General features: G+C 57.2%; 27 protein-coding genes. 16 read left to right on the plus strand and 11 right to left on the minus strand.

Features of this window, described 5'->3' with window-relative positions; all coding sequences use genetic code 11:
- The first annotated feature begins 25 nt into the window (after positions 1-25).
- From trxA to D1012_RS17320, 5 genes are all read left to right on the plus strand, one after another.
- Complete coding sequence (gene trxA, locus D1012_RS17300; RefSeq protein ID WP_118155291.1) at positions 26-352, plus strand: thioredoxin; 327 nt, start codon at positions 26-28, stop codon at positions 350-352.
- Positions 353-449: 97 nt separating this feature from the next.
- Entirely contained in the window at positions 450-1,010 is a 561-nt protein-coding gene (gene hslV / locus D1012_RS17305; RefSeq protein ID WP_118155293.1) for an ATP-dependent protease subunit HslV, read from the plus strand.
- On the plus strand, positions 1,007-2,062 hold the full coding sequence (locus D1012_RS17310; RefSeq protein WP_118155295.1) for a hypothetical protein: 1,056 nt from the start codon (positions 1,007-1,009) through the stop codon (positions 2,060-2,062). The genes hslV and D1012_RS17310 overlap by 4 nt, the downstream gene beginning before the upstream one ends.
- Positions 2,059-3,354, plus strand: a complete 1,296-nt coding sequence (hslU, locus tag D1012_RS17315) for an ATP-dependent protease ATPase subunit HslU (RefSeq protein ID WP_118155297.1) — start codon at positions 2,059-2,061, stop codon at positions 3,352-3,354. The genes D1012_RS17310 and hslU overlap by 4 nt, the downstream gene beginning before the upstream one ends.
- 135 nt (positions 3,355-3,489) lie before the next feature.
- The gene (locus D1012_RS17320; RefSeq protein WP_118155299.1) at positions 3,490-4,563 is read left to right on the plus strand and encodes an alpha/beta hydrolase; all 1,074 of its coding nucleotides are present in this window, start codon (positions 3,490-3,492) and stop codon (positions 4,561-4,563) included.
- Here the strand turns inward: D1012_RS17320 and D1012_RS17325 are convergent.
- From D1012_RS17325 to D1012_RS17335, 3 genes are read right to left on the minus strand one after another with little or no spacing between them, the layout of a single operon-like run.
- On the minus strand, positions 4,560-5,165 hold the full coding sequence (locus tag D1012_RS17325) for a Smr/MutS family protein (protein WP_118155301.1): 606 nt from the start codon (positions 5,163-5,165) through the stop codon (positions 4,560-4,562). The two genes, D1012_RS17320 and D1012_RS17325, sit on opposite strands and share 4 nt — an antisense overlap.
- Before the next feature lie 3 nt (positions 5,166-5,168).
- Positions 5,169-6,149: a murein transglycosylase A gene (gene mltA / locus D1012_RS17330; protein WP_118155515.1), complete on the minus strand. Its 981-nt coding sequence runs from the start codon at positions 6,147-6,149 to the stop codon at positions 5,169-5,171.
- Positions 6,150-6,208: 59 nt separating this feature from the next.
- On the minus strand, positions 6,209-6,868 hold the full coding sequence (locus tag D1012_RS17335; RefSeq protein WP_118155303.1) for a Tim44/TimA family putative adaptor protein: 660 nt from the start codon (positions 6,866-6,868) through the stop codon (positions 6,209-6,211).
- 139 nt (positions 6,869-7,007) lie between these two features.
- Here D1012_RS17335 and D1012_RS17340 point away from each other — a divergent pair, with 139 nt between their 5' ends.
- On the plus strand, positions 7,008-7,478 hold the full coding sequence (locus D1012_RS17340) for an FxsA family protein (protein WP_118155516.1): 471 nt from the start codon (positions 7,008-7,010) through the stop codon (positions 7,476-7,478).
- A 60-nt stretch (positions 7,479-7,538) separates the two neighbouring features.
- A complete protein-coding gene (gene secB / locus D1012_RS17345) occupies positions 7,539-8,042 on the plus strand; it encodes a protein-export chaperone SecB (protein ID WP_118155305.1) in 504 nt (167 codons plus the stop codon).
- 52 nt (positions 8,043-8,094) lie between these two features.
- On the opposite strand, the gene dnaQ is transcribed toward secB, so the two are convergent.
- Genes dnaQ through D1012_RS17365 form a run of 4 tightly spaced genes read right to left on the minus strand, consistent with a single transcriptional unit; the run spans position 8,095 to position 10,805 of the window.
- Entirely contained in the window at positions 8,095-8,796 is a 702-nt protein-coding gene (gene dnaQ / locus D1012_RS17350) for a DNA polymerase III subunit epsilon (protein ID WP_118155307.1), read from the minus strand.
- Entirely contained in the window at positions 8,789-9,379 is a 591-nt protein-coding gene (gene coaE, locus D1012_RS17355) for a dephospho-CoA kinase (RefSeq protein WP_118155309.1), read from the minus strand. The genes dnaQ and coaE overlap by 8 nt, the downstream gene beginning before the upstream one ends.
- The gene (locus tag D1012_RS17360; protein ID WP_118155311.1) at positions 9,376-10,215 is read right to left on the minus strand and encodes a shikimate dehydrogenase; all 840 of its coding nucleotides are present in this window, start codon (positions 10,213-10,215) and stop codon (positions 9,376-9,378) included. The genes coaE and D1012_RS17360 overlap by 4 nt, the downstream gene beginning before the upstream one ends.
- Positions 10,212-10,805, minus strand: a complete 594-nt coding sequence (locus D1012_RS17365) for a Maf family protein (RefSeq protein WP_118155313.1) — start codon at positions 10,803-10,805, stop codon at positions 10,212-10,214. Before D1012_RS17365 ends, D1012_RS17360 begins: the two co-directional genes overlap by 4 nt.
- A 413-nt stretch (positions 10,806-11,218) precedes the next feature.
- Between D1012_RS17365 and hemJ the strand changes: the two genes are divergently transcribed.
- The 7 genes from hemJ to D1012_RS17400 all read left to right on the plus strand — a co-directional run bounded on the left by hemJ (position 11,219) and on the right by D1012_RS17400 (position 18,601).
- The gene (gene hemJ / locus D1012_RS17370) at positions 11,219-11,668 is read left to right on the plus strand and encodes a protoporphyrinogen oxidase HemJ (RefSeq protein WP_118155315.1); all 450 of its coding nucleotides are present in this window, start codon (positions 11,219-11,221) and stop codon (positions 11,666-11,668) included.
- Between the two features lie 122 nt (positions 11,669-11,790).
- Positions 11,791-13,062: a transcription termination factor Rho gene (gene rho / locus D1012_RS17375; protein ID WP_103335031.1), complete on the plus strand. Its 1,272-nt coding sequence runs from the start codon at positions 11,791-11,793 to the stop codon at positions 13,060-13,062.
- Positions 13,063-13,080: 18 nt separating this feature from the next.
- A complete protein-coding gene (gene mnmE / locus D1012_RS17380) occupies positions 13,081-14,367 on the plus strand; it encodes a tRNA uridine-5-carboxymethylaminomethyl(34) synthesis GTPase MnmE (protein ID WP_118155317.1) in 1,287 nt (428 codons plus the stop codon).
- Positions 14,368-14,379: 12 nt separating this feature from the next.
- Entirely contained in the window at positions 14,380-16,245 is a 1,866-nt protein-coding gene (gene mnmG, locus D1012_RS17385) for a tRNA uridine-5-carboxymethylaminomethyl(34) synthesis enzyme MnmG (RefSeq protein ID WP_199489547.1), read from the plus strand.
- Positions 16,245-16,868 carry a 16S rRNA (guanine(527)-N(7))-methyltransferase RsmG gene (gene rsmG / locus D1012_RS17390; protein WP_118155321.1) on the plus strand — a complete coding sequence of 208 codons (624 nt, stop codon included), beginning with the start codon at positions 16,245-16,247 and terminating at the stop codon, positions 16,866-16,868. The genes mnmG and rsmG overlap by 1 nt, the downstream gene beginning before the upstream one ends.
- Positions 16,861-17,673 carry a ParA family protein gene (locus D1012_RS17395; protein ID WP_118155323.1) on the plus strand — a complete coding sequence of 271 codons (813 nt, stop codon included), beginning with the start codon at positions 16,861-16,863 and terminating at the stop codon, positions 17,671-17,673. Before rsmG ends, D1012_RS17395 begins: the two co-directional genes overlap by 8 nt.
- A 16-nt stretch (positions 17,674-17,689) precedes the next feature.
- On the plus strand, positions 17,690-18,601 hold the full coding sequence (locus tag D1012_RS17400) for a ParB/RepB/Spo0J family partition protein (protein WP_118155517.1): 912 nt from the start codon (positions 17,690-17,692) through the stop codon (positions 18,599-18,601).
- A 9-nt stretch (positions 18,602-18,610) separates the two neighbouring features.
- On the opposite strand, the gene hemW is transcribed toward D1012_RS17400, so the two are convergent.
- From hemW to rph, 3 genes are read right to left on the minus strand one after another with little or no spacing between them, the layout of a single operon-like run.
- Positions 18,611-19,765 (minus strand): radical SAM family heme chaperone HemW, encoded by a 1,155-nt coding sequence (hemW, locus tag D1012_RS17405; RefSeq protein WP_118155518.1) that lies wholly within the window; start codon positions 19,763-19,765, stop codon positions 18,611-18,613.
- Positions 19,766-19,812: 47 nt separating this feature from the next.
- Positions 19,813-20,421 carry an RdgB/HAM1 family non-canonical purine NTP pyrophosphatase gene (rdgB, locus tag D1012_RS17410; RefSeq protein WP_118155325.1) on the minus strand — a complete coding sequence of 203 codons (609 nt, stop codon included), beginning with the start codon at positions 20,419-20,421 and terminating at the stop codon, positions 19,813-19,815.
- Entirely contained in the window at positions 20,418-21,131 is a 714-nt protein-coding gene (gene rph, locus D1012_RS17415) for a ribonuclease PH (RefSeq protein ID WP_118155327.1), read from the minus strand. The genes rdgB and rph overlap by 4 nt, the downstream gene beginning before the upstream one ends.
- A 113-nt stretch (positions 21,132-21,244) precedes the next feature.
- Between rph and hrcA the strand changes: the two genes are divergently transcribed.
- Together hrcA and D1012_RS17425 are read left to right on the plus strand one after the other, a co-directional pair.
- Positions 21,245-22,315 (plus strand): heat-inducible transcriptional repressor HrcA, encoded by a 1,071-nt coding sequence (gene hrcA, locus D1012_RS17420; protein WP_118155329.1) that lies wholly within the window; start codon positions 21,245-21,247, stop codon positions 22,313-22,315.
- 32 nt (positions 22,316-22,347) lie between these two features.
- The gene (locus tag D1012_RS17425; protein ID WP_118155331.1) at positions 22,348-22,881 is read left to right on the plus strand and encodes a nucleotide exchange factor GrpE; all 534 of its coding nucleotides are present in this window, start codon (positions 22,348-22,350) and stop codon (positions 22,879-22,881) included.
- A gap of 71 nt (positions 22,882-22,952) precedes the next feature.
- Here the strand turns inward: D1012_RS17425 and D1012_RS17430 are convergent, their stop codons facing one another.
- Positions 22,953-23,912, minus strand: a complete 960-nt coding sequence (locus D1012_RS17430) for a magnesium transporter CorA family protein (protein ID WP_118155333.1) — start codon at positions 23,910-23,912, stop codon at positions 22,953-22,955.
- Positions 23,913-23,942 lie beyond the last annotated feature (30 nt).

Here is a 23,942-nt window from a genome sequence, read left to right on the forward strand (position 1 = left end):
ACACATTCCATTCAGGAGATATGAAATGGGCGCTGCGACCATTGCCGTCACCGACGCCACCTTTGACGCCGAAGTCCGCAAGTCGGATATTCCTGTCGTGGTGGATTTCTGGGCCGAATGGTGCGGCCCGTGCCGCCAGATCGGCCCGGCTCTCGAAGAGCTTGCCACCGAATATGCCGGCAAGGTCAAGATCGTGAAGATCAACGTTGACGAAAACCCCGACAGCCCGGCGCAGTTGGGCGTGCGCGGCATTCCGGCGCTGTTCCTGTTCAAGAATGGCGAAGTTGTGTCGAACAAGGTCGGCGCGGCCCCCAAGGCGGCTTTGGCGACCTGGATTCAGTCGGCGATCTGATTGCTGCTGACAGACAACAAAGGGCGGTCCTGCGGGGCCGCCCTTTTGTTTTGCGTCGCGGTCGCCATATAAGGGGGCAAGTGACGGAGGCTCTGACATGGCAGACGAAAAATTCCCCGGCTGGCACGGGACAACCATTCTTGCGGTGCGCCGCGGGGGTGAGGTCGTGGTGGCGGGCGATGGTCAGGTCTCGCTTGGGCAGACCGTGATCAAGGGCACCGCGCGCAAGGTGCGCCGCCTGTCGCCGGGCGGGCATGATGTGGTCTGCGGCTTTGCCGGATCGACCGCCGACGCCTTTACCCTGCTGGAACGGCTGGAGAAAAAGCTGGAGGCGGCACCGGGCCAGCTGGCGCGCGCCTGTGTGGATCTGGCCAAAGACTGGCGCATGGACAAATACCTGCGCAATCTGGAGGCCATGCTGATCGTCACCGACGGCCGCGAGCTGTACGTGATCACCGGCGCAGGCGATGTGCTGGAACCAGAGCATGACGTGGCCGCCATCGGATCCGGCGGCAACTTCGCCCTGGCCGCCGCCCGCGGGCTGATGGAAAGCGATCTGACGGCAGAGGACGTGGCCCGCAAGGCAATGGCCATCGCCGCCAGTATTTGCGTCTATACGAACGGCAATCTGACAGTGGAACGGATCAGCGCAGCATGATCGACCCACAAGACCTTCGCGCTGCCGTGCAGCGTGGGCTGATTACCGAGGCGCAGGCGGCGGGGCTTGCGGCGATGGCCGAGGCGCGCAGGCAGGCGGTGGCGGGGGTGGAGCCGGGCGAAGAGCCGTTTGTGCTGTTCAAGGGCTTCAATGAGATTTTCATCGTCATTGGCCTGTCAATCCTGTTCATGGGCTGGATCGGCATTTCTGCCGCGCTCGGGGCCGAGGTCTTCAGCCCCGGCGGGTTGGATACGGTTCTGGTTTCGCTTGTCACCCTTGCGGGACTGGCAGCGGTGCAGCGGTATTTCACGCTGACGCGGCGGATGATTGCGCCATCTATCGCTTTGGCGGTCATGACAGCGCTTACCGGCTGGGTGCTTGGGTTGGCGGTCGCTGATCTGGTCGGCCTGCAAGAGCTTGCCGCCTCGGCCCTGTCGTCGGCGGTGATTGCCGGGGTGATGCTGCTGCATTACCGCACCTTCCGCGTGCCCTTTGATGCGGCGATCATTGCTACGGCGGTGTTTTCAACGGTCTGGGCGCTGCTGGCGGGCGGCGGCATTCTTCCTGCGGATGGTCTGGGGCTGCTGCATCTGTCGGGGACCGGGCCGCTGTCGGTGCTATCGCTGGTCTTTGGCCTGCTGACCTTTGCTTTGGCGATGCGGTTTGACATGTCGGACCCGTTGCGCGTGTCCACCCGCAGCACCACCGGCTTTTGGCTGCACGTTGTTGCCGCCCCCGCTATCGTGAACACCACCGCCCTGCAGCTTCTGGCAAACGGGCAGGCCGGGCAGCTTTTGCTGCTGGTGTTCCTGTTGGTCATCGCCTGTGTGGCCATGGTGATCGACCGGCGGTCGTTTCTGGTCTCTGGCGCGGGGTATGCGGTCTGGCTGATCGTGACGCTGTTTGACGGCTCGGCGCTGGTGATCCTGTTCCTCGGCTTTGGCCTGGTTTTCCTTGGAGCGCAGTGGGATCGCCTGCGCTCTGCACTGATGCGCGCCCTGCCGGAGTTTCCCGACAAGGACCGCCTTCCCCCTTACGCGAGCACAAAATGACTGACCTGACCCCCCGCGAAATCGTTTCTGAACTGGACCGCTTTATCATCGGACAAAATGACGCCAAACGGGCCGTGGCGGTTGCCCTGCGCAACCGCTGGCGGCGCAAGCTGTTGGGCGACGATCTGCGTGATGAGGTGTATCCCAAGAACATCCTGATGATCGGGCCGACCGGCGTGGGCAAGACCGAGATTTCGCGGCGGCTGGCCAAACTGGCGAAAGCGCCCTTCCTCAAGGTCGAGGCGACCAAGTTCACCGAGGTTGGCTATGTCGGCCGCGATGTGGACAGCATCATCCGTGATCTGGTGGATGCCGCCATGATCGACACCCGCGAGCGCATGCGTGAAGACGTAAAGGCCCGCGCGCAGGCCGCCGCCGAAGAGCGGGTGATCGAAGCCTTGGCCGGCAAGGACGCGCGCGAACAAACCCGTGAGATGTTTCGCGGCAAGCTGCGGCGGGGCGAGTTGGATGCGACGGTGATCGAGCTTGATATCGCCGACACCTCCAGCCCGCTGCCGATGATGGGCGCGCCTGGGATGGAAATGCAGATGCAGGGGTTGCAAGACCTGTTCAAGGCGTTTGGCAACCGGACCGTGCGCAAGAGGGTGACGGTTGCTGACAGCTATGATCTGCTGATCGGGCAAGAGGCTGACAAGCTGCTGGATGATGAGGCGGTCAAGACGGCGGCGCTGACATCGGTGCAGGAAAACGGCATCGTGTTTCTGGATGAGATCGACAAGATCTGCGCCCGCTCCGATGCCCGCGGCGCGGATGTGTCACGCGAAGGGGTGCAGCGCGACCTGCTGCCACTGATCGAAGGCACCACGGTTTCGACCAAATATGGCCCGGTCAAGACCGACCATATCCTGTTCATCGCCAGCGGCGCATTTCACATTGCCAAGCCGTCGGATCTGTTGCCCGAGCTGCAGGGCCGTCTGCCGATCCGGGTCGAGCTGAAGCCGCTGACCGAGGGCGATTTTGTGCGAATTCTCACGGAAACCGAGAACGCGTTAACCCGGCAGTATTCGGCCCTGATGGCGACGGAAGAGGTGACGGTGACCTTTACCACCGAGGGCATTTCGGCCTTGGCCCGCATTGCCGCCGAAGTGAACCAGTCGGTCGAAAACATCGGCGCGCGGCGGCTTTACACCATTCTGGAGCGTGTTTTCGAAGAGCTGAGCTTTTCGGCGCCGGACAGATCGGGCGAAGCGGTGAGCATTGACGCCGATTTTGTCGAAGCAAATGTCGGTGCTTTGGCGCGGTCGGCCGATCTGTCCCGTTACGTTCTGTAACACGGATCGGCAAGGATTCGTCGGCGCCGGAATCATCCCGCTTGACGCTTGACGGTTAAGCGTCAATTGGGGGAGCATGGCTTGGCGTGGGGTGGTATCGTGCTGCGATCGGTAAAGTTTTCACTGCTGATTTGCATGCTCGCCGCATGTGCGCCGCGCGGGCAGATGGCCTATGCCCCCGATGCCGCACAAATCGGTTCGGTGCGTGAGGTTTTTGTCGCCACAACACGCGGTCTGGATGAAAATGGCAATTACTCCGGCAAGCGGGTCGAAGCTGTCAGCTTTGGCCGCTATGGCGTTTCGGTTCCGCCCGTACGCGAAGCGGGGGAAATCAAATGGCCGCCACGGTCGGGAAAGATTGACGCCGAGACACAGTTTCTGACCACTTATGCCGGACGTTACCAATCCAGCGGTGACTTCCGCAGCGGTCTGAACAAAGAGCTGCGCGCCAATGGTGGAGAGGCGGTCATCTTTGTTCATGGCTTCAACAACACCTTTTCCGAAGGGGTCTACCGCATCGCCCAGATGGCGCATGACCTCGATCTGCCTGGAACGATCGTTCATTACTCCTGGCCCTCGGCAGCGCAGCCGCTGGGATATGTCTATGACCGCGATTCCGCGCTGTTTGCCCGTGATGGGCTGGAGCGTCTGTTGAACGAAGTCGAGGATGCTGGTGCCAAGCGTGTCGTGCTGGTGGCGCATTCGATGGGCAGCACACTGGTGATGGAAGCGCTGCGCCAGATCGCTATCCGGCAGAAAAGCGACGTGCTAGACCGCATTGGCGGCGTTATCCTGATTTCACCCGACATTGATGTGGACGTGTTCCGGGCGCAGGCGCTGGCCATACCCGAGTTGCCACAGCCGTTTATCGTGTTTTCGTCAGAGCGGGACCGGATTTTGCGGCTTTCGGCCACGCTGACAGGCCAGCGGGACCGGCTTGGCACCCTGAATGACATCACGCGCGTCGGCGATCTGCCGATCACTTTCCTCGATACGGCGGCTTTCAGCAGCGGGTCGGGTCATTTCAATCTGGGGAACTCGCCCAGCTTGCTGCGGTTGCTGGATGGTATCCTGTCGGTGGATGCCTCGCTGGATGCAGATCGTATTGCACGGACCGGCCTGTTGCCGGGTGCGGTTCTGACCGTGCAAAGCGCCACACAGATCATCCTGAGTCCGGTTGTCGCCATCGGGAACGAGCTGCAGCGCTAGCTTTGTCTGCCACGCCGGAGGTAGACATAGTATGCCCCCGCGCCACCATGCCGGACATGCGCCTCGGCCACCTGAAGCACCAGCGGGCCAAGCGGTGGCAGGCGCAGCCATTGCGGCACCTGATGACGCAACGCGCCAATGCGCAACGGGATGGGACCGTGATCGGGCTTGGCCTTGCCCTTGCCGGTGATCACCAGAACCAGACGGAACCCCTGTGCATGGGTGCCGAGAATAAAGCGGTTCAGCTCCGGGTGCGCCTCGGCCAGCGTCAGACCATGCAGGTCAATGCGCGCTTCGGGCAGCAGCTTGCCCCTTGTCATCCGACCATAGGCTTTTGCGTCCATCTGCACAGGCGCATCCGCCAAAGCCTGAGGCAGGCTGGGGGCAAGCTTGTGACCCGGATTGCCACGCGCCTTTTCACCCAGTCGAAAAACCGGCAGCGAAGGGGTAACGGGATCTTTTACAGGAAGGGTGGCCGTCAGCTTTGGCTCATCCTTGCCATGCAGGACCGCTTCGCCATTGGAATGCAGGGCGCGCGCCGTACGGGCGACTGCATGCCAAAGGTCTGCTTCATCCGGGCGAAGGGTACGACGACGCGCCATGGCTCATCCGTCTGACAAAAGCGCATAGGCGCGGTCGATGGGCAAAAGCTGGATCAACCGGCCGCCATCCTTGATCTTTCCGGCCTCTTCACCGGCGGCAAATCCGGTGCCGTAAAAGATATCAGCCCGCTGTGCCCCCTTGATCGCGCCGCCGGTATCTTGCGCAATCATCAGCCTGCGCAGGGGTTGGCGCCCCTCTTTCTCTACCCAGACCGGCGCGCCGAGCGGCACATGCGCCGGGTCAATGGCGACAGACCGCATGCCCGTAATCGGTCGCCCCATGGCCCCGATCGGGCCGCTTTCGGGGGGCAGATCATCAAGCTTCCGAAAGAACACAAAAGACGGGTTGGAATTCAGCAGCGCCCGACCGGGGCCAGGATTGGACCGGACCCAGGCCTTTATATCCTGGGCAGAGACATCCGCCATTGACGCGCCCCGGCGGATCAGTTCTTGCCCGATAGAACGATAGGGATGACCGTTCTTGCCGCCATAGGCCACACGCAGCACCCTGCCATCCGGCAGACGGATGCGGCCAGAGCCCTGAACCTGCAGGAAATACACCTCGACCGGATCATCCAGCCAGACCAGTTCCAGCCCACGGCCACGCAATGCGCCGGACTCGATGGCCTCACGCGAGTGATACATCTGTCCTTCGGTCAGTTCCGGCGGCTTGCGATACAACGGATAGGCGAACCGGGGGGTACGGAGCAGCGATCCGTTCAGCTCGGGTTCATAATAGCCGGTGAACAGGGCAGGCGGGGTGCCGACAATGACCGGACGAAACAGCAGCTCGAAAAACTGCCGCGCACTGGAGCCGGTGTCACCCGCATCCGCCGAAAGCTTGCACAACGGTGACCAGAGCGGATCGCGGAGCAGGGCACAGGTATTGCGGAACACCGCCAATGCCGCGCGGTGATCTTCCTGCGCCCAGCCGTCAAGATCCTGAAACTCCAGCACCTGCGCCGGGGCAGCGGGCGCGGCCATCAGGGCCGCGCCGAAAAACAGGGCGTGAACTGCATGGCTGACCCACCCCACCGGAAATCTTAATCGCCCGTGGCAACAAGTTGCCAGTTCGGATCAGACGAACCCATGACACGCCCATAGGTCCAGATGTCACGCTGACGCTTGATTTCCTTGGGGCTTCCCTCGACCACTTCGCCAGCTTTGTTGCGGATCACCGACGTCAGCTCGCCCACATAGCGCACCGAGATTTCCGCCCGTTTGGTATCGCGGTTAAATGTCGCATTATGCAGCGCCAGTTCGCGCAGGCCGACAAAAGTGGCCTCGATGGTCAGACCCTCAGCCTCACGCGCGTTGATCGCTTGTGCAAAAGCGGCCTCGATCTCATCGTCAAGGAACGGGCGGATCTGATCCAGCTCGCCCCGCTCAAACGACATCAGGATCATTTCGTAAGCACCACGCGCACCTTGCAAAAAGGTGTTCACCGAAAACCCCGGTTCTGCCAGCTTCATCGCCGCCAGTGCCTTGGCGGCATCGGAGCCGTCGGCAACATGATCGGTGATATCGCGGTCCGGTCCGCCGTCAATCACCTCGAAATCACGCTTGACCCGTGGCCGCACGTCTTCCAGCGGCACCGGTGGCTTTTCGAAACCATCGCGTGTGCCCAGGACCGAACGCAGCTTCAGGATCAGGAAAATCGCGATCCCGGCGAGAACGAGAAGCTGGATCAGGGAAGAGTTCATTCAAAACCTCGATCAGACGCCGTGAAAGGGCCGGCATGTATTGGGGGTTGGTAAGTTGCACTATCGGCTCTTATGTAGGGCTGGCAGGGGGCGGTGTCTACCATCCGTCCGCCCGCATTTACCGATGAAGGAGGCCAAGATGTGGCTTTTCGCCCTGTTCCTGATCGTTCCGCTGATTGAAATCGCGCTTTTCATCACCGTGGGCGGCTGGCTGACGCTTTGGCCCACGCTTGCGCTGGTGCTGCTGACCGGGATTGTCGGCACTGCCCTGATGCGATGGCAAGGGCTGAAAGTGCTGGCTGAATTGCGTGGTGACATGGGGCAGCTGAAAAACCCGCTGTCACCACTGGCCCATGGGGCACTGATCGTTCTGGCCGGGTTGCTGCTGCTGACGCCTGGGTTTTTCACCGATGCCATCGGCTTTCTGCTGATGGTGCCCAAACTGCGTGAGGGGGTGATCGCCTTTGTCGGGTCGCGGGTCCAGATCCAGACCTTTGGCGGGCCGCCGCCGCAATCACGTCGCGAGGGGCCGACTGTCATTGATGGTGAGTTCTTTGAGGTCGATGAAAACCCACCGCCAAAGGGCCCTTCGGGGTGGACCCGGCATTGAGAACGCTTCTGTGACCTGATAGGAACGCACCCGAACCGTTTCTCAGGGAGACAAGAGAGTATGGCCGAGGAAAATGGCGCAGACGCGCAGCCACAGGCCCAGCCGCAGGTCAAGATGCAGGTGCTGGCGCAATTCATCCGTGACATGTCCTTTGAAAATGCCGTCGCGCAAAAGGGACTGAACGGCGGCGAGGTTCAGCCGGACATTCAGGTTGCCGTCAGCCTTGACGCGCGCAAGCGTCCGCAAGACCACCAGTTTGAGGTGATCCAGAAGTTCCGGGTAACCTCGAAAAACCGTGCCAATAACGAAACGCTGTTCCTGCTGGAGATTGATTACGGCGGGGTATTTCATATCGAAGGCGTGCCGGACGAGCAGATGCACCCGTTCCTGCTGATCGAATGCCCGCGCCTGCTGTTTCCGTTCATTCGCCGCATCATCAGCGATGTGACCCGCGATGGCGGCTTCCCGGCGCTGAACATCGACACCGTGGATTATCTGGCGCTTTACCGTCAGGAACTGGCGCGCCGGGCTCAGACCCAGGCACCGCAGACGCAACCGAACTGAGCCGGCATTCCGGTGGTTCTGGCCGGTCCCCCCTGGGGCCGGCCTTTTGCGTTCAACCGCGTTTGAGCCAGATCGCTCCACCGCCCAGTTTCGCCACAAAGGCGGCATGGGCCGCGATCTCTTCTTCTGTCACACGCGACGGCAGGGGCACGACACGCGGGCGGGGCCGCCAGTCTGTGCTGGTGTCGGTGGTCTGGGATTTCTTGTTTTGCGCTGAATCCGCTGCCAGCATGAAATCCGGCTGCCTACCGCCGATCAGCTCCAGATAGACCTCGGCCAGAATTTCGGAGTCGAGCAACGCGCCGTGCTTTTCGCGCGCCGAATTATCCACGCCAAAGCGGCGGCATAACGCATCAAGCGACGCAGGAGAGCCGGGGAACTTTTGCCGGGCGATCATCAGGGTATCTGTGGCCTGAGTATTGGGCAGGGGGCGAAAGCCGGCGCGCTGAAGCTCGAAATTCAGGAACTTCATATCAAAGGCAGCGTTGTGGATGACAAGCTGCGCATCAGCGACAAAATCGAGAAAGGCCTGGCCGATGGCCTTGAACAGCGGTTTGTCTTTCAGAAAGTCATCGCCAAGCCCATGCACTTCGAACGCCTCTTTCGGCATGAGCCGTTCCGGGTTGATATACTGGTGGTAGGTCTTGCCGGTGGGAAGGTGGTTGAACAGTTCTACCGCGCCGATTTCGACGATCCGGTGGCCTTCTGACGGCTCGAAGCCAGTGGTTTCAGTGTCGAGAACGATTTCACGCATGTGCGCTCCGCAAATATGCGATCAGCGCCTGAACATAGGCGCGGGTCTGGTCGATGGACAGGGTTTCGACGATATGGGTGGCACGGGCGCGTTTTTCCGCATCCGGCATCTGGCGCGACAGCATCAGGGCAAACTGCGCCTCGGTCATGCCGGGGCGGGACAAGACCCGCTGACGTTGAAGCGCGGCAGGGGCAGTGACCAGAAGGGTGGCATCCATCCGGGCTTCAGTGCCCTTTTCGAACAGCAGGGGTATATCGAACACCACAATCCCATCGCTGACCTGTGCCGCAAAGGCATCGCGGTCTGCCGCGACCAGAGGGTGCACCACAGCTTCGAGCCGGGGCAGGGCGGTGGGGGCGGTGGCGATCCAGTCGCGCAGTGCGGTGCGGTCAATGCCAGCATCGCGCAAGGCGCTGGGGCAAAGAGTGGCCACGGGAGCCACCCCCATGCCGCCCGGCGCATACAGGCGATGAACGGCGGCATCGGCATCCCAGACCGGGATGCCTTCGGCCGCAAACAAAGCGGCGGTCGTGGATTTGCCCATGCCGATCGAGCCGGTCAGACCCAGACGAAACCTGCTCATGCCGACAGAACGGCGCGGCGGGTTTCCTCATCCACTTCGGGCCGCTGGCCGAACCAGCGCTCAAAACCGGGGGCTGCCTGATGCAACAGCATACCCAAACCGTCGACCACAGTGCAGCCCTTTTCCTGAGCTTCGATCAGAAACTGGGTCATCAAGGGGGTATAGACCAGATCGGTGACCACGGCATCTGACCGCAACCCGTCAAGCGGAACCCGGAAATCGGATTTTCCGGTCATGCCAAGTGAGGTGGTGTTGATTACAGTTGTGGCCCCATCCAGCATATTGGCCGCCTGAATCCATTCGCTGACCACCAGCTTGGCCCCGAAATCCGAGCGCAAGGCATCGGCGCGGGGCCGGGTGCGGTTGGCAATGCGGATTTCCGGCACGCCCACCTCGATCAGAGCGGCGACCACGGCACGGGCGGCACCACCGGCCCCAAACACCACGGCTGGCCCGGAGGCCGCGTTCCAGTGGGGTGCATTCTGACGCAGATTGGCGATGAAGCCGGAACCATCGGTGTTGTCAGCCTGAATCCGCCCATCCTTGCGGAAAATCAGGGTATTGGCCGCCCCGATCAGCGCTGCGCGATCGGTGATGACATCGGCGATGCGCAGAATCGCCTCTTTATGCGGGATGGTGATGTTTACGCCGACAAAGCCCATGCGAGGCAGGGCCTCCAGCATCTGGGGCAGATCGGACGGCGCAATATCCAGCGGAACATAATGCCCCCGGATGCCATAGCGCTTCAGCCAATAGCCATGCAGCGCAGGCGAACGGCTGTGCGCGATGGGGTGTCCGATAACGCCGGCGAGGGGGATGCGCGGATGATCTGTCATGTCGGAATGTGACCTCTGTCCCCCAGATAGCCCAAAACCGGCAAAAGCGGAAGGCCGAGCACGGTGAAGTAGTCGCCTTCGACTGCGGAAAACAGCCGGGAGCCCTCTTCTTCCAGCTTGTAGGCCCCGACACTGTGGCGGATGCTGTCCCAATTGCGCGACACATAGTCATCGAGATAGGCATCCGAGATCGGTCGCATCACAAGGCGCGCTTCTGCCACAAAGCGCCAGACGGGCTTTGCGTCCTGATAGATTACTGCAGCCGACCAGAGTTTATGCGACGTGCCCCGCAGCAGCCGCAGCTGAGCGCAGGCAACATCTGGGGTTTCGGGCTTTGCCAGCACCTTACCCTGAAAATCGAGGATCTGATCACAGCCGAGCACCATGCTTTCGGGGTGCCGCTCGGCGATTTTGCGGGCCTTCATCTCGGCCAAGGTATCGGCCATATCGCGGGGCCGGGCATTTTCTGCCTGCAACGCCCGGCGGATCATATCCTCATCTATCCGCGCTGGCTGAGCCGTAAAGGGCACGCCAGCGGCGGACAGCATCTGCTGACGGATCTGTGAGGTGGATGCCAGAATGAGGGTCATTTTGCCGGGGACAGCTCTGTGGATATGCTTGCTTTGTTCACGCGGTGCCAATTGTGTGCAGGAGGTCAGACCCGGCAAAGGGTGGCCAGCAGTGCGCTTTTGTCAAGATGACCACGGGAGATATCCCGCTGTGCATGAGGGGGATCAGGCGCTGAGGAAAGATGAAGATTTTGTGTAACCAAGAAAATGGGTGAACAAAAACCTGAATGGTCTTATATCTGTAAATTATTGAAAATAATACATTTTTGTGTTCTTTTCCACAGGATGTCCCAGTTTTCCCCCGTGTTATCCAAAGGCCGTTTCATGTGGATAGATTCCGGGAAAAGCCCGTGCATTCTGTTGTCCACAGGCCCTACAACTACATTCCTTTCTTATAATTCTTTATTTAAAGAAGAGGGCAGCAGGAGAACGAGATGAGTGAATTTCTGGTGGACTGGTATTTCTGGGTGAAGTCCCTGCATGTGGTGTCCGTCATCGCCTGGATGGCGGGCCTGTTCTATCTGCCACGGCTGTTTGTGTATCATGTCGAGGCTGTTGCCGCAGGAAGTGACACCGACACCCTGTTTCAGACCATGGAACGGCGGTTGCTGCGGGCCATTATGAACCCTGCAATGATTTCGACCTGGGTGATGGGGCTGGCGCTGGTTGCAACGCCGGGCATCGTGGACTGGTCGATGGCCTGGCCTTGGGTCAAGGCCGGGTCAGTTCTGGGAATGACATGGTTTCACATGTGGCTGGCGGGTCAGCGCAAGCATTTTGTGGCTGGAACGAATACTGTGAGCGGACGGCAGTACCGGATGATGAACGAGGTACCGACGCTGCTGATGCTGTTGATTGTGATCTCGGTCATCGTCAAATTCTGAATTCTTGACTTTTGACTGTTCTGGCCTTATGCGACGCGAGACGGGGCCGTCCGGCCTTTGTTTTTTCCCCCTGATGCTGTGACGCTGCTTGTCGATGAGACAGGTGGTCAAAGGACCATTCCATGACTGTAGAACGTTTGAATCTTGCTGATCTGAAAGCCAAGACACCCGCTGACCTGTTGGCGATGGCCGAGGAATGGGAGATCGAAAACGCGCCCAGCATGCGCAAGGGCGAAATGATGTTCCAGATCCTGAAGGAACATGCGGAAGAAGGGTTTGAGATCGGCGGCGACGGGGTTCTGGAGGTGTTGCAGGACGGGTTCGGCTTTTTGCGCAGCCCTTCGGCGAACTATCTGTCAGGGCCGGATGATATCTACGTCAGCCCCGAGATGATCCGTCAGTTCAGCCTGCGGACCGGGGATTCGATTGAGGGGGTCATTCAGGCCCCGCGTGAGAACGAGAAGTATTTCAGCCTGATCAAGGCGACCAAGATCAACTTTGATGATCCCGAGCGAGCGAAGCACAAGGTGCATTTCGACAACCTGACGCCGCTGTATCCGGATGAGCGGTTCAAGATGGAGGTTGAAGATCCGACGATCAAGGATCGCTCTGCCCGGATCATCGACCTGGTGGCGCCAATCGGCAAGGGCCAGCGAGCGTTGATCGTGGCACCCCCCCGGACGGGTAAGACGGTGCTGTTGCAGAATATCGCCCATTCGGTGGCGACCAATCATCCCGAGTGTTATCTGATCGTGTTGTTGATTGATGAGCGGCCCGAGGAAGTGACCGACATGCAGCGGTCTGTGAAGGGGGAGGTTGTGGCCTCTACCTTTGACGAGCCGGCAACGCGGCACGTGGCTGTGGCGGAAATGGTGATTGAAAAGGCCAAGCGGCTGGTTGAGCACAAGCGCGACGTGGTGATTTTGCTGGATTCGATCACCCGGCTCGGCCGTGCCTTCAACACGGTGGTTCCGTCGTCCGGCAAGGTTCTGACCGGTGGTGTGGATGCAAACGCGCTGCAACGGCCAAAGCGGTTTTTCGGCGCGGCGCGGAATATCGAAGAGGGTGGGTCGCTGACCATCATCGCAACGGCGCTGATTGACACCGGCAGCCGGATGGATGAGGTGATCTTTGAAGAGTTCAAAGGCACCGGCAACAGCGAGATCGTGCTGGATCGTAAGGTTGCAGACAAGCGTGTGTTCCCTGCCATCGACATTTTGAAGTCGGGCACGCGTAAGGAAGATCTGTTGGTTGAGAAGATTGATCTTCAGAAAACCTATGTCTTGCGCCGGATTCTGAACCCGATGGGAACCACGGATGCGGTTGAATTCCTGATTTCGAAGTTGAAGCAGACCAAGTCGAATGCCGAATTCTTCGAATCGATGAACACCTGACCGATATTAGGCAGAGCCATGACTGACACGATTTTCGCCCTTGCCACAGCGCGTGGCAAGGCTGGCATTGCTGTGGTGCGGGTCTCGGGGCCTTTGGCTTTGGAGGCTGCGGCTGCGCTGGGTATTTCTGGTTTGACAGCCCGACAGGCAGCGCTTCGTACATTGATTGCAGATGGCGAGATTCTTGACAGCGGTGTGATGCTCTATTTTGAAGATGGTGCAAGCTTCACTGGCGAAAAAATTATTGAATTTCAAATACATGGTGGAGAAGCCGTTGTAGCTGCTTTGCTAAGGTTTCTAGGGAGCGTTCCTGGGTTGCGCCTGGCTGAGCCAGGAGAATTTACGCGTCGGGCGCTGGAAAATGGTATGCTTGACCTTACGCAGGTTGAAGCGTTGGCCGATCTGATTGATGCTGAGACAGAGGCACAGAGACGACAGGCGCAGAAGGTGTTGTCGGGTGCTATCGGTCGGCGTGCGGCAGAATGGCGTAAGGATCTGATTCGCGCAGCGGCTTTGATTGAAGCAACGATTGACTTTGCAGATGAGGAAATTCCCGAAAACGTAATTCCTGAGGTGCGGGATATTGTAGCCCGCCTTTCCACGGAATTTAGGGCAGAGGTTGATGATAGTAGGTCGGCTGAGCGAGTCCGTGCAGGCTTTGAAGTTGCGATCATTGGCGCGCCAAATGTTGGAAAATCTAGCCTTCTGAATGCTTTGGTTGGACGCGATGCAGCGATCACATCTTCTGTCGCTGGTACTACGCGCGATGTGATTGAAGTCAGGATGGAGATTGCGGGTTTACCTGTTACGCTGATAGACACTGCAGGCTTGCGAGAAACAGAAGACGTAGTGGAACGAATAGGTGTCGCGCGCGCAAAAGAGCGTGCGGGTCTCGCAGACCTGCGTGTTTTGCTTCTGGAACCAGGCAGTACGCCTGATTCTTGGGAAATTGAGGATGATGATGTCGTTGCGTGGAGTAAGGCTGATCTCTTTCCGGTGGCAAACGGTGTCTCGGCGGTTTCGGGTTATGGCCTTCAGTGGCTTATAAATGAAATAAAAGTGCGCCTTGAACAACGTGTGTCAGGATCGGGATTGTTGATTCGTGACCGTCAACGGTCTGCACTGAGATTGGCAAGCGAATCCATGGCATCTGCGCGGGGATGGTTGTATACTGATGAGGTGTCATTAGAGCTAGTTGCTGCAGATCTTCGTGCTGCGAGCCATGCACTGGACCTTTTGGTCGGTAAGATCGGGGTTGAGAGATTGCTGGATGAAATATTCAGCAGTTTTTGTATCGGGAAGTAGGGGTTGTTTCACGTGAAACATTTTGATGTCATAGTCATTGGTGGCGGTCATGCAGGAACTGAAGCGGCGTCGGCAGCAGCACGTGCTGGCGCCAGCGTAGCTCTTGTTACCCAGAAGCTGAAATCAATTGGAATGATGTCTTGCAATCCTGCAATTGGAGGCCTTGGAAAAGGGCACCTTGTCCGCGAGATTGATGCCCTTGATGGAGTCATGGCGAGGGCTGCCGATGCAGCTGGAATTCAGTTTCGTTTGCTTAACAGAAGGAAGGGCCCCGCAGTACAAGGACCAAGAGCACAAACGGATCGTGAGCTTTATCGCACATTTGTGCAGTGCGAACTGGCGGGTCAGAACCGCTTGTTCCTGGTAGAAGGTGAAGTGATTGATCTGATAGTAGAGAAATCCCGCGTTAGTGGTGTGACGCTTGCTGATGGCCAGAAGCTCGCTGCCCGTGCCGTGATTCTTACGACAGGTACTTTTCTGAATGGTTTAATTCATATTGGTGAACAGCGGCACTCTGGCGGCAGAATGGGGGATGACCCCTCTAATAGACTAGCCCATCGTTTGCTCGATCTCGGGTTGAAGCGTGGGCGACTTAAGACCGGCACACCACCGCGGCTAGATGGGCGCACGATTAATTGGTCTGTTCTGGATGTTCAGGTGGGAGACGAGTCTCCCACCATGTTCTCCTTCTTGAACAACAAACCCGCCGTGAGGCAGATTGTCTGCGGAGTTACCCGCACCAATGAGCGGACGCATGACATTATCAGAGCGAATTTGTCGCGTTCAGCAATGTATGGCGGCCATATTGAGGGCGTGGGGCCACGTTACTGCCCTTCGATAGAAGATAAAATCGTGCGCTTTTCAGATAAGAGCAGTCATCAGATATTCTTGGAGCCGGAGGGACTTAACGATCATACCGTTTATCCCAACGGAATTTCTTCATCTCTTCCAATTGATGTGCAATCTGCATATGTTTCATCAATTGAGGGGTTGGAAAACGCAACGATTTTGCAACCAGCCTATGCCATAGAATACGATTATTTTGATCCGAAGGCGCTGTCTTCCGGTCTAGAACTGCCTGAACTCGGGGGACTGTTTCTTGCTGGCCAGATAAATGGCACAACCGGATATGAGGAGGCAGCGGCACAGGGCCTCGTGGCGGGATTGACAGCCGCGCTTCTTGCTCAGAACAGAGAACCGGTGGTTTTTCACAGATCAGAGAGCTATATTGGTGTCTTACTGGACGATCTTCGGTCGAGAGGCGTTACAGAGCCCTATAGAATGTTTACATCTCGCGCCGAGTACCGACTGTCTCTGCGAGCAGATAATGCTGATCAACGTCTGACGGAAAGGGCCATTGGTCTTGGTATCGTTTCTGAGACGCGAATAAATGAATTTCGAAAGAAGATGGAGTTGCTGTCTTCTGCGAAGGCTGTTCTTGGCTCTATGTCATTTACCTCACATGACCTATTGGAGAAGGGTATACAGGTAAGCTCTGATGGATCCCGCCGGTCTGGATTGGACGTTTTGGGTGCTTTTCCGATGGGGCCGAATGAGCAAGAGGCTTTGCTCCCTGACTTGCTTGTTATGGAGCCGGGCATTCGGGCGCAAGTAATCTGTGATGCCATGTACAGCCGTTATACTGATCGACAAGATCAACAGATTGCTCAATTAAAGCGTGAAGAAGACACTTTGATTCCGCGAGACTTTTTTTATGCTGGCCTGTCCGGCCTTTCGGGGGAGCTAAGGGTTAAACTGGAGAGATTCAAACCGACATCTCTTGCGATGGCACGAGAAATTGAAGGAATGACGCCTGCTGCATTGGTTCTTATTTTGGCAAATTTGCGCAAGTCAGCATCGTTACAGGATGCGATCTGATGCCTGGTAGTGAAATCTTTCAGCAAGTTTCGGGTGTTTCACGTGAAACATCTGATCGGTTAGATTTTCTTGAGCATCTGGTACGAAAATGGAATCCGAGCATAAATCTTGTGTCTAAGGATAGCTTGCCCTATCTCAGAAGCCGTCATGTCAACGATTCTATCCAGATTTTCAGCTTAGTAGACTTTACAAAGGGAAATTGGTGCGATCTGGGGAGCGGAGGCGGTTTCCCCGGCTTGGTCGTAGCTATACTAGCACACGAGACCAAAAAACAACTCCAGGTGAAACTTGTAGAATCTGATGGCCGTAAAGCGGCATTCCTTCGGGAGGCTATACGGCAACTTGAAATAGAGGCAACGGTCGTTAACAGTAGAATTGAAGATTTGCAGCCTCTCGGCGCAACTGTTATATCCGCACGCGCGTTAGCCAGTCTGTCGAGGTTATGCGGATATGCTGAGCGTCATTTGTCCGCCGAGGGAGTCGCGTTGTTTCCCAAAGGCGCAACCTACCAGTGTGAGGTAGATGAGGCTCGAAAAAATTGGGCTTTTGACATAACTTTGCATCCTAGCAAAACTCACATAACTGCCGCGATACTCGAATTCAGGAACATTCGCCATGTCTGATGCGCCACTGGGATCGCGTCCTAGAATTATATCTATTGCCAATCAGAAGGGGGGAGTCGGCAAAACGACAACAACGATCAATCTGGCTGCTGGGCTATCAGAGTTTGGGTATAAAGTCTTGGTTATAGATATTGATCCTCAAGGCAATGCATCTACCGGGTTGGGTGTATCCCCCGAGTCCCGCACACAAACAAGTTACGATCTTCTTTTAGAGCAGGCGATGTTGATGGATCTCATACGAGAATCGTCGGTTGCAGGAATATTTGTGTGCCCGGCAAATGCTGATCTTGCCTCTGCCGATATCGACCTTGTTACCAGCGAGAAACGCTCCTTTCTGTTATCTGATGCTGTTCAGGAAGCCAGTTTCCTGGCGGCAGGGTTTGATTTCGTTCTGATCGATTGTCCCCCTTCACTTTCCCTTTTGACGGTCAATGCCCTTGTTGCGGCAGAATCGGTCCTTATTCCTCTTCAGAGTGAATTTTTTGCACTAGAAGGGCTTTCCCAGTTAATGTTGACAATCAGAGATATCCGGAAGTCTGCCAATCCCCGACTGAGAATTGAGGGCGTCCTGGTAACAATGACGGACAGTAGGAACAGGCTTTCTCAGCAAGTCGAGGCTGACGCGCGTGCCAATCTGGGAGACATGGTGTTTTCTACGACTATTCCCCGAAATGTGAGAGTGTCAGAGGCACCGTCATATGCACTGCCTGTTTTGCAGTATGATCCCACATCAAAAGGTGCAGAAGCCTATCGACGCCTTTCGCTTGAGATCATTTCTCGCAGATCTAATGGTCAGGCCGCCTGAAGTAGAAAGAATAGTCATGGAAAAGAAGCAAGAGCGCAAGGGTTTGGGACGAGGGCTGTCCGCGCTGATGGCGGATGTGAACCTTATAAAAGGCGATGTTCATGAACAGGACGGTCGAGTGGCTCAGGCAGACACCATGCTGCCGATCGAGCGCGTTCTTCCTAATCCGAATCAACCGCGGCGTGACTTTGATCCTGCGCTTCTTGAGGAGCTTGCAGCTTCGATAAGAGCGAAAGGCATTATTCAACCTTTAGTGGTGCGCGCTATGAGCGGCGGCCGAACCTATCAGATCGTTGCGGGTGAGCGCCGATGGCGTGCGGCTCAGATGGCCCAGCTCCACAGTGTTCCAGTCGTCGTCAGAGATTTTTCTGATGAAGAAGTTCTTGAAATTGCAATTATTGAGAACATCCAGCGCGCCGACCTGAATGCTGTTGAAGAAGCATTGGGGTTCCGTCAATTGATGGATAATTTTGGTCACACGCAAGAGAAACTGGCAGAAGCCTTGTCGAAAAGCCGATCTCATGTTGCGAACACGATGCGGTTGCTGAGTTTGCCGGATGATGTTCTGTCGATGATCCGCTCAGGAAAATTGACTGCGGGTCATGCGCGAGCGCTGATCGGATCTGCAGACCCGATTAATCTTGCGCTGAAAGTCGTGGGCGCGGGACTTTCAGTGAGGGATACAGAAAAGCTCGCCCGGACTGTTGCGAATTCCTCGGGACGCCAAAGAAAGCCGTCCAGACCAGAGAAGGATGCTGACACTCGTGCCATCGAATCCGATATCAGCGCCAATCTTGGAATGATGATCAATATTGATCATGATCCATCGGGGGAGGGTGGCTCGCTTCGCATTCGCTACAAGGATTTGGATCAGCTCGATATGCTCTGTCAGGTGCTTTCCGTGGTGCCGAGAGATTTTACCAAGTAATTTAAATGCTTATGTCAGCAATAGCTGTTTAAGAACCCAGTTCAGAACAAGTCGACCTGCAGACGTTGTTCTGATTTTACCGCTTTTGACCTCAACCAGACCTTGATCAATCAGTTGGGAGACGCGCTCTGTGTCAAGGGTTTCTCCAGCTAACCTTTGATAATCTAAAAGATCAACACCAGAATTAACCCTCATCCCCATAATCAAAAGCTCTGTCGCTTGCTCCTCCGGTGATAGCGGGGTCACTTTTTCCTGCACGGCTGACTGCACCGCCGTCAGCCATGCAGCCGGCATGGCAGGGCGCATGGTCGCGATTCTTCGTCCACTGGAACTGGTCAGTCTGCCATGGGCACCGGGGCCGATCCCCACATAATCTCCGGAGCGCCAGTAAATCATGTTGTGACGCGATTCGTCGCCAGGCTTCGCGTGATTCGAAACCTCATAGGCTGGTCTGTCCCATGCATCGCAAAGGCTCTGAGTAAGCTCGTACATGTCCGCAGCCAAATCTTCGCTGGGCAATCCAAGCAAGAGGCCTCGATCAAAGCGAGCTCCAAATGCCGTACCTGGCTCAATTGTCAATTGATAGAGTGAGAGATGATCGCCAGCCATTGAAAGCGCTTGGCAAAGCTCCGCCTCCCAAGCCCTTACGCTTTGGTCTTGTCTTGCATATATCAGATCGAAGCTTGTCCGATCAAACACAGCCTGCGAAATGTTTATGGCCGCACGCGCTTCGCGAACGTCGTGAAGCCGTCCCAAACGCCGCAGGTCAACGTCATTCAAAGCCTGTATCCCGACAGATACCCGATTTACCCCGGCTGCCCGAAAGTCCCTGAAGCGTTCAATCTCTACAGAGCTTGGATTTGCCTCAAGTGTGATTTCGATGTCATTCGCGGGTGTCCAAAGACGAGTGGCCTCGTCAATAATAGCAGCAACTGTAGCTGGTGGCATGAGGGATGGGGTGCCGCCACCAAAGAAGATGCTGCTCAGAACTCGATTGGGCGTTTCCATGGCGCAACGCCTTAATTCAGTAAGATACGCCTCACGCCACACATCCTGATCAATCTGACCCGTAACATGGCTGTTGAAGTCGCAGTATGGGCATTTCGACTGACAAAACGGCCAATGGACGTAAAGACCAAATCCAGCAAACTGCCACCGTTCCAGTGCGCAATCTCCTTCAGTTGTGGGCCGGTTGGACGACTCAACGTGTTTCACGTGAAACACGCCGCGACAAACTTGCGGAAAGCATCGGCACGGTGACTTATGCGTCCCTTTTCTTGGATGTCCATCTCTGCAAAGGTCACGCGGTAACCATCCGGCTGAAACATCGGGTCATACCCGTGGCCATGGCCGCCCCGCATGGGCCAGACAAGGGTTCCCGAAACACTGCCCTCAAACACTATATCCCGCCCGTCCGGAAAGGCGAGAACCAACGTACAGCAAAACTGCGCCGAACGTGGATGCGGCGCCCGTATAGCCTCACACGCCTCCCATGTTCGAGCCATTGCCATATTGAAATCTCGCCCAGCCTCAGTTTCCGCCCAATCTGCGGTGTAAACCCCCGGCGCGCCCCCGAGGGCGTCGACGCAAATACCAGAATCATCTGAAAGCGCAGTCAGCCCCGTTGTCTTGGCCGCGGCATGTGCTTTGATCCGGGCATTTCCGACAAACGTGCTCTCAGTCTCTTCTGGTTCAGGCAATCCATATGCGGAGGCCGAGATCACTTCAACGCCATAGGGTCGCAACAGGCCAGAAATTTCTTCCAGTTTTCCCTTATTATGGGTCGCAATCACCAACCTAGAACCGATCTGACCCCTCATTCGACGGCTGCTTTTTGTGCCGAAACAAGCAGTCCAGATCCGATCTCAGCCAGATCCAGCAACTGCAGCATTTCCTCGCGCGAAAATGAGGCTCCCTCGGCCGACATCTGAACTTCAATCAGCCGACCCCGCCCGGTCATCACAAAGTTTCCATCCGTGCCAGCGACAGAATCTTCTGGATAGTCTAAATCCAGCAGGGGCTGCCCCGCATAAACGCCGCAAGACACGGCCGCTACATGATCAATGATCGGATCGCTGGTGATTGTGCCAGCTTTCAACAGCCGGTTAATTGCCAGACGCAGAGCCACCCATCCACCTGTAATCGACGCACAGCGCGTACCGCCATCCGCCTGTAGCACATCACAATCTACCACGATTTGCCGTTCTCCCAATGCACTCCGGTCAACACCAGCCCGCAAGGATCTTCCTATAAGTCTTTGAATTTCCTGCGTTCTTCCGCCCTGCTTTCCTACAGCTGCTTCACGTCGCGTCCGGCTGTTCGTGGCGCGCGGCAACATGCCATATTCTGCGGTCACCCACCCCAGACCTGTGTTCTTCAAAAACGAAGGGGCCTTATCCTCGATCGTTGCCGAGCACAATACATGCGTATCGCCCATCTTGATCAGGCAAGACCCCTCGGCGTGGCGCATCACACCCGTTTCAATCGAAATCGACCGCATTTGGTCAAGCTGACGGCCAGAAGGGCGCATGGATATTTCCTTTCAATGGATTTGAATCAGATATGCGTGGCAAAGGGGGCGATGCAACCCCGATTGACCATTGCGCTGATCGGAATACTCTGGCGAGATAAAAGGAGCCACAAATGACCGACGGCGCAAAACTGCTCACCGAGATGAATGACCGCTCTCGTGAAGTGTTCCGGCGTGTGGTCGAAGGCTATCTGAGTTCGGGCGACCCTGTCGGCTCGCGCAGCCTGTCGCGCAGCATGACAGAAAAGGTCTCCGCCGCCACCATCCGCAACGTCATGCAGGATCTGGAGTTTCTGGGCCTGCTTGACAGCCCGCATGTCTCTGCCGGTCGCATCCCGACGCAACGCGGTCTGCGGATGTTTGTTGATGGCCTCCTCGAAGTTGGGACGGTGGCACAAGAGGACCGCGAGAAAATTGACGCTACCTTGGGAGACTCCGACCGCGATGTGGCATCCTTGCTTGATCAGGTTGGCTCAGCCCTGTCCGGCATTACCCGTGGCGCAAGTCTGGTGTTGTCGCCAAAGCACGAAGCACCGATCAAGCACATCGAATTTGTCAGCCTTTCGCCGGAGCGCGCCCTTGTTGTGCTGGTGTTCGCTGATGGCCATGTGGAAAACCGTCTGTTTACACCTCCCGCTGGACAAACGCCGTCTTCCATGCGCGAGGCCGCGAACTTCCTGAACGCTTTAGCCGAGGGTCGTACACTTTCGGACCTTCGCCGCACCATGACTCAGGATATCGCCCGCCATCGTCAGGAAATCGACGTGCTCGCGCGCGAACTGGTCGAAAGCGGCATTGCGATCTGGGAAAATGGTGGCGAGCGGGGCGAGCGTCTTATTGTTCGCGGCCGCTCCAATCTGCTCGAAGCGGCGACAGAAGGGTTTGAGGTTGACCGCATTCGCAGCCTCTTCGATGACCTCGAACGCAAGCGTGACATCGTCGACTTTCTCGAACTGACCGAGGCAGGCGACGGTGTACGCATTTTTATCGGTTCCGAGAACAAGCTTTTCTCACTTTCGGGTTCCTCTCTGGTGGTCTCTCCCTATATGAACGCTGATCGTAAGATCATCGGTGCCGTTGGCGTCATTGGTCCGACACGGCTGAATTATGGCCGTATCGTTCCGATTGTAGACTACACGGCACAGCTTGTCGGGCGGATGGTGTCCGAACGCGGCAAGGGATGATCGTCAGAAGGTTTGTGTAAGGAAGACGAAAAATGGCGCAGGAAAACCCGAGCCCCGAGAATACAGAGGTCGACCAGATCGAGGAGTTCATCGAAGCAGAAGAGCTGGACGCTCTGCGCGCCGAGCGCGACGAACTGCGGGATCGTTTCATGCGCGCGCTTGCGGATGCCGAGAATTCGCGCAAGCGCGCCGACCGCGACCGTCGCGAGGCTGAGCAGTATGGCAGCACCCGGCTTGCCCGCGATCTTTTGCCGGTGTTTGACAATCTGAAACGGGCGCTGGACGCGACAACCGATGAAACCCGCAGCCAGGCCTCGGCGCTGATCGAAGGCGTAGAGCTCACCCTGCGGGAGTTGACACATGTGATGACAAAGCATGGCGTAACGCCGATTTCCCCCGCTCCGGGAGATGCCTTTGATCCGCAGCTGCATCAGGCCATGTTCGAGGCGCCGGTCCCTGGTACAAAGGCAGGGCACATCATTCAGGTGATGACCGAAGGCTTCATGCTGCATGACCGCCTGCTCCGTCCGGCGCAGGTTGGCGTGTCGTCCACGCCCTCAAACTGACCTGCTCCGGCATCGGGTGGCCGGCTCATTGGGCCACCCGCTTCGCCATGGCGATACGTGCCGCACTGCGGCTATAACCAGCGCCGCCATTTGAAGAACAGATATGTGCCGATAGCCGAGGCCAGCATCATGCCCAGTGCCATCGGATACCCCATCGCCCATTTCAGCTCAGGCATCACCTCAAAGTTCATGCCATAAGCACTCGCAATGACGGTGGGGGGCAGAAACACGACAGCCACAACCGACACGATCTTAATGGTCTGGTTCTGGCTCAGGTTGATCATACCCATCGTCGAATCGCTGGCCAGTGCTACCCGCGCTGACAGGTGGTCGGCATGAACTTCCAGTGCATGCAGGTCGCGCATCAGCCCTTTAACTGTGGTTTTCAGGGCCGTACCCCGATGTTCTGCGATGAGACTCTGACCAAAATAACTCACCGCCCGCTCGATGGTCAGCAAGGACAGCCGCACCCGAGCAATCTGCTCCCCCTCCCGTCCCGTCCGACGTAGGGCGGCCTGCAGTTGCGTGCTGTCGGTGGTGCCATTGTCGCTATAGACCTCACGTGCCAAGCCATCCAGTGCCCGCCCTGAGCCTTCCAGCAGATCAGCCAGCCGGCCCGTAATTTCCTCGATCAGGCTCAGGAACAGTTTTGCGCTGTCAGTGCAGCCGGGCCCAACCTTATTGGCCCGCTCTGGATAGGTCACAAAAGGGCGCGGCGCATGGTGGCGCACAGTAAACAGCCGCTCGGGCGTCATGATGAACGTCACGGGCCCCGAGACCGGCTCATTGCTTTCGGACATGCCGGGCAGCACCACTGTCATGTAGTCGACGCCGTCTTCGCGATACAGCCGGTTTGAGATCTCGATCTCTTCCATATCGGCCAGCGTCGGCACTTCTACGCCCAGAGTCTGCACGGCCTGAATCTGACTGTCCAATGGTCGGTAAAGATCAATCCAGACCGCTGTTTCCAACGGGCCACCATTTGGCAGCCTGTCCAGTTTCATATCAATCACACGATAGGCAAACAGCATGGATCGCACCTGCAAGAAAGAAGAGACACC

Source organism: Pseudotabrizicola alkalilacus, from assembly GCF_003443995.1.
Classification (GTDB): Bacteria; Pseudomonadota; Alphaproteobacteria; order Rhodobacterales; family Rhodobacteraceae; genus Pseudotabrizicola; species Pseudotabrizicola alkalilacus.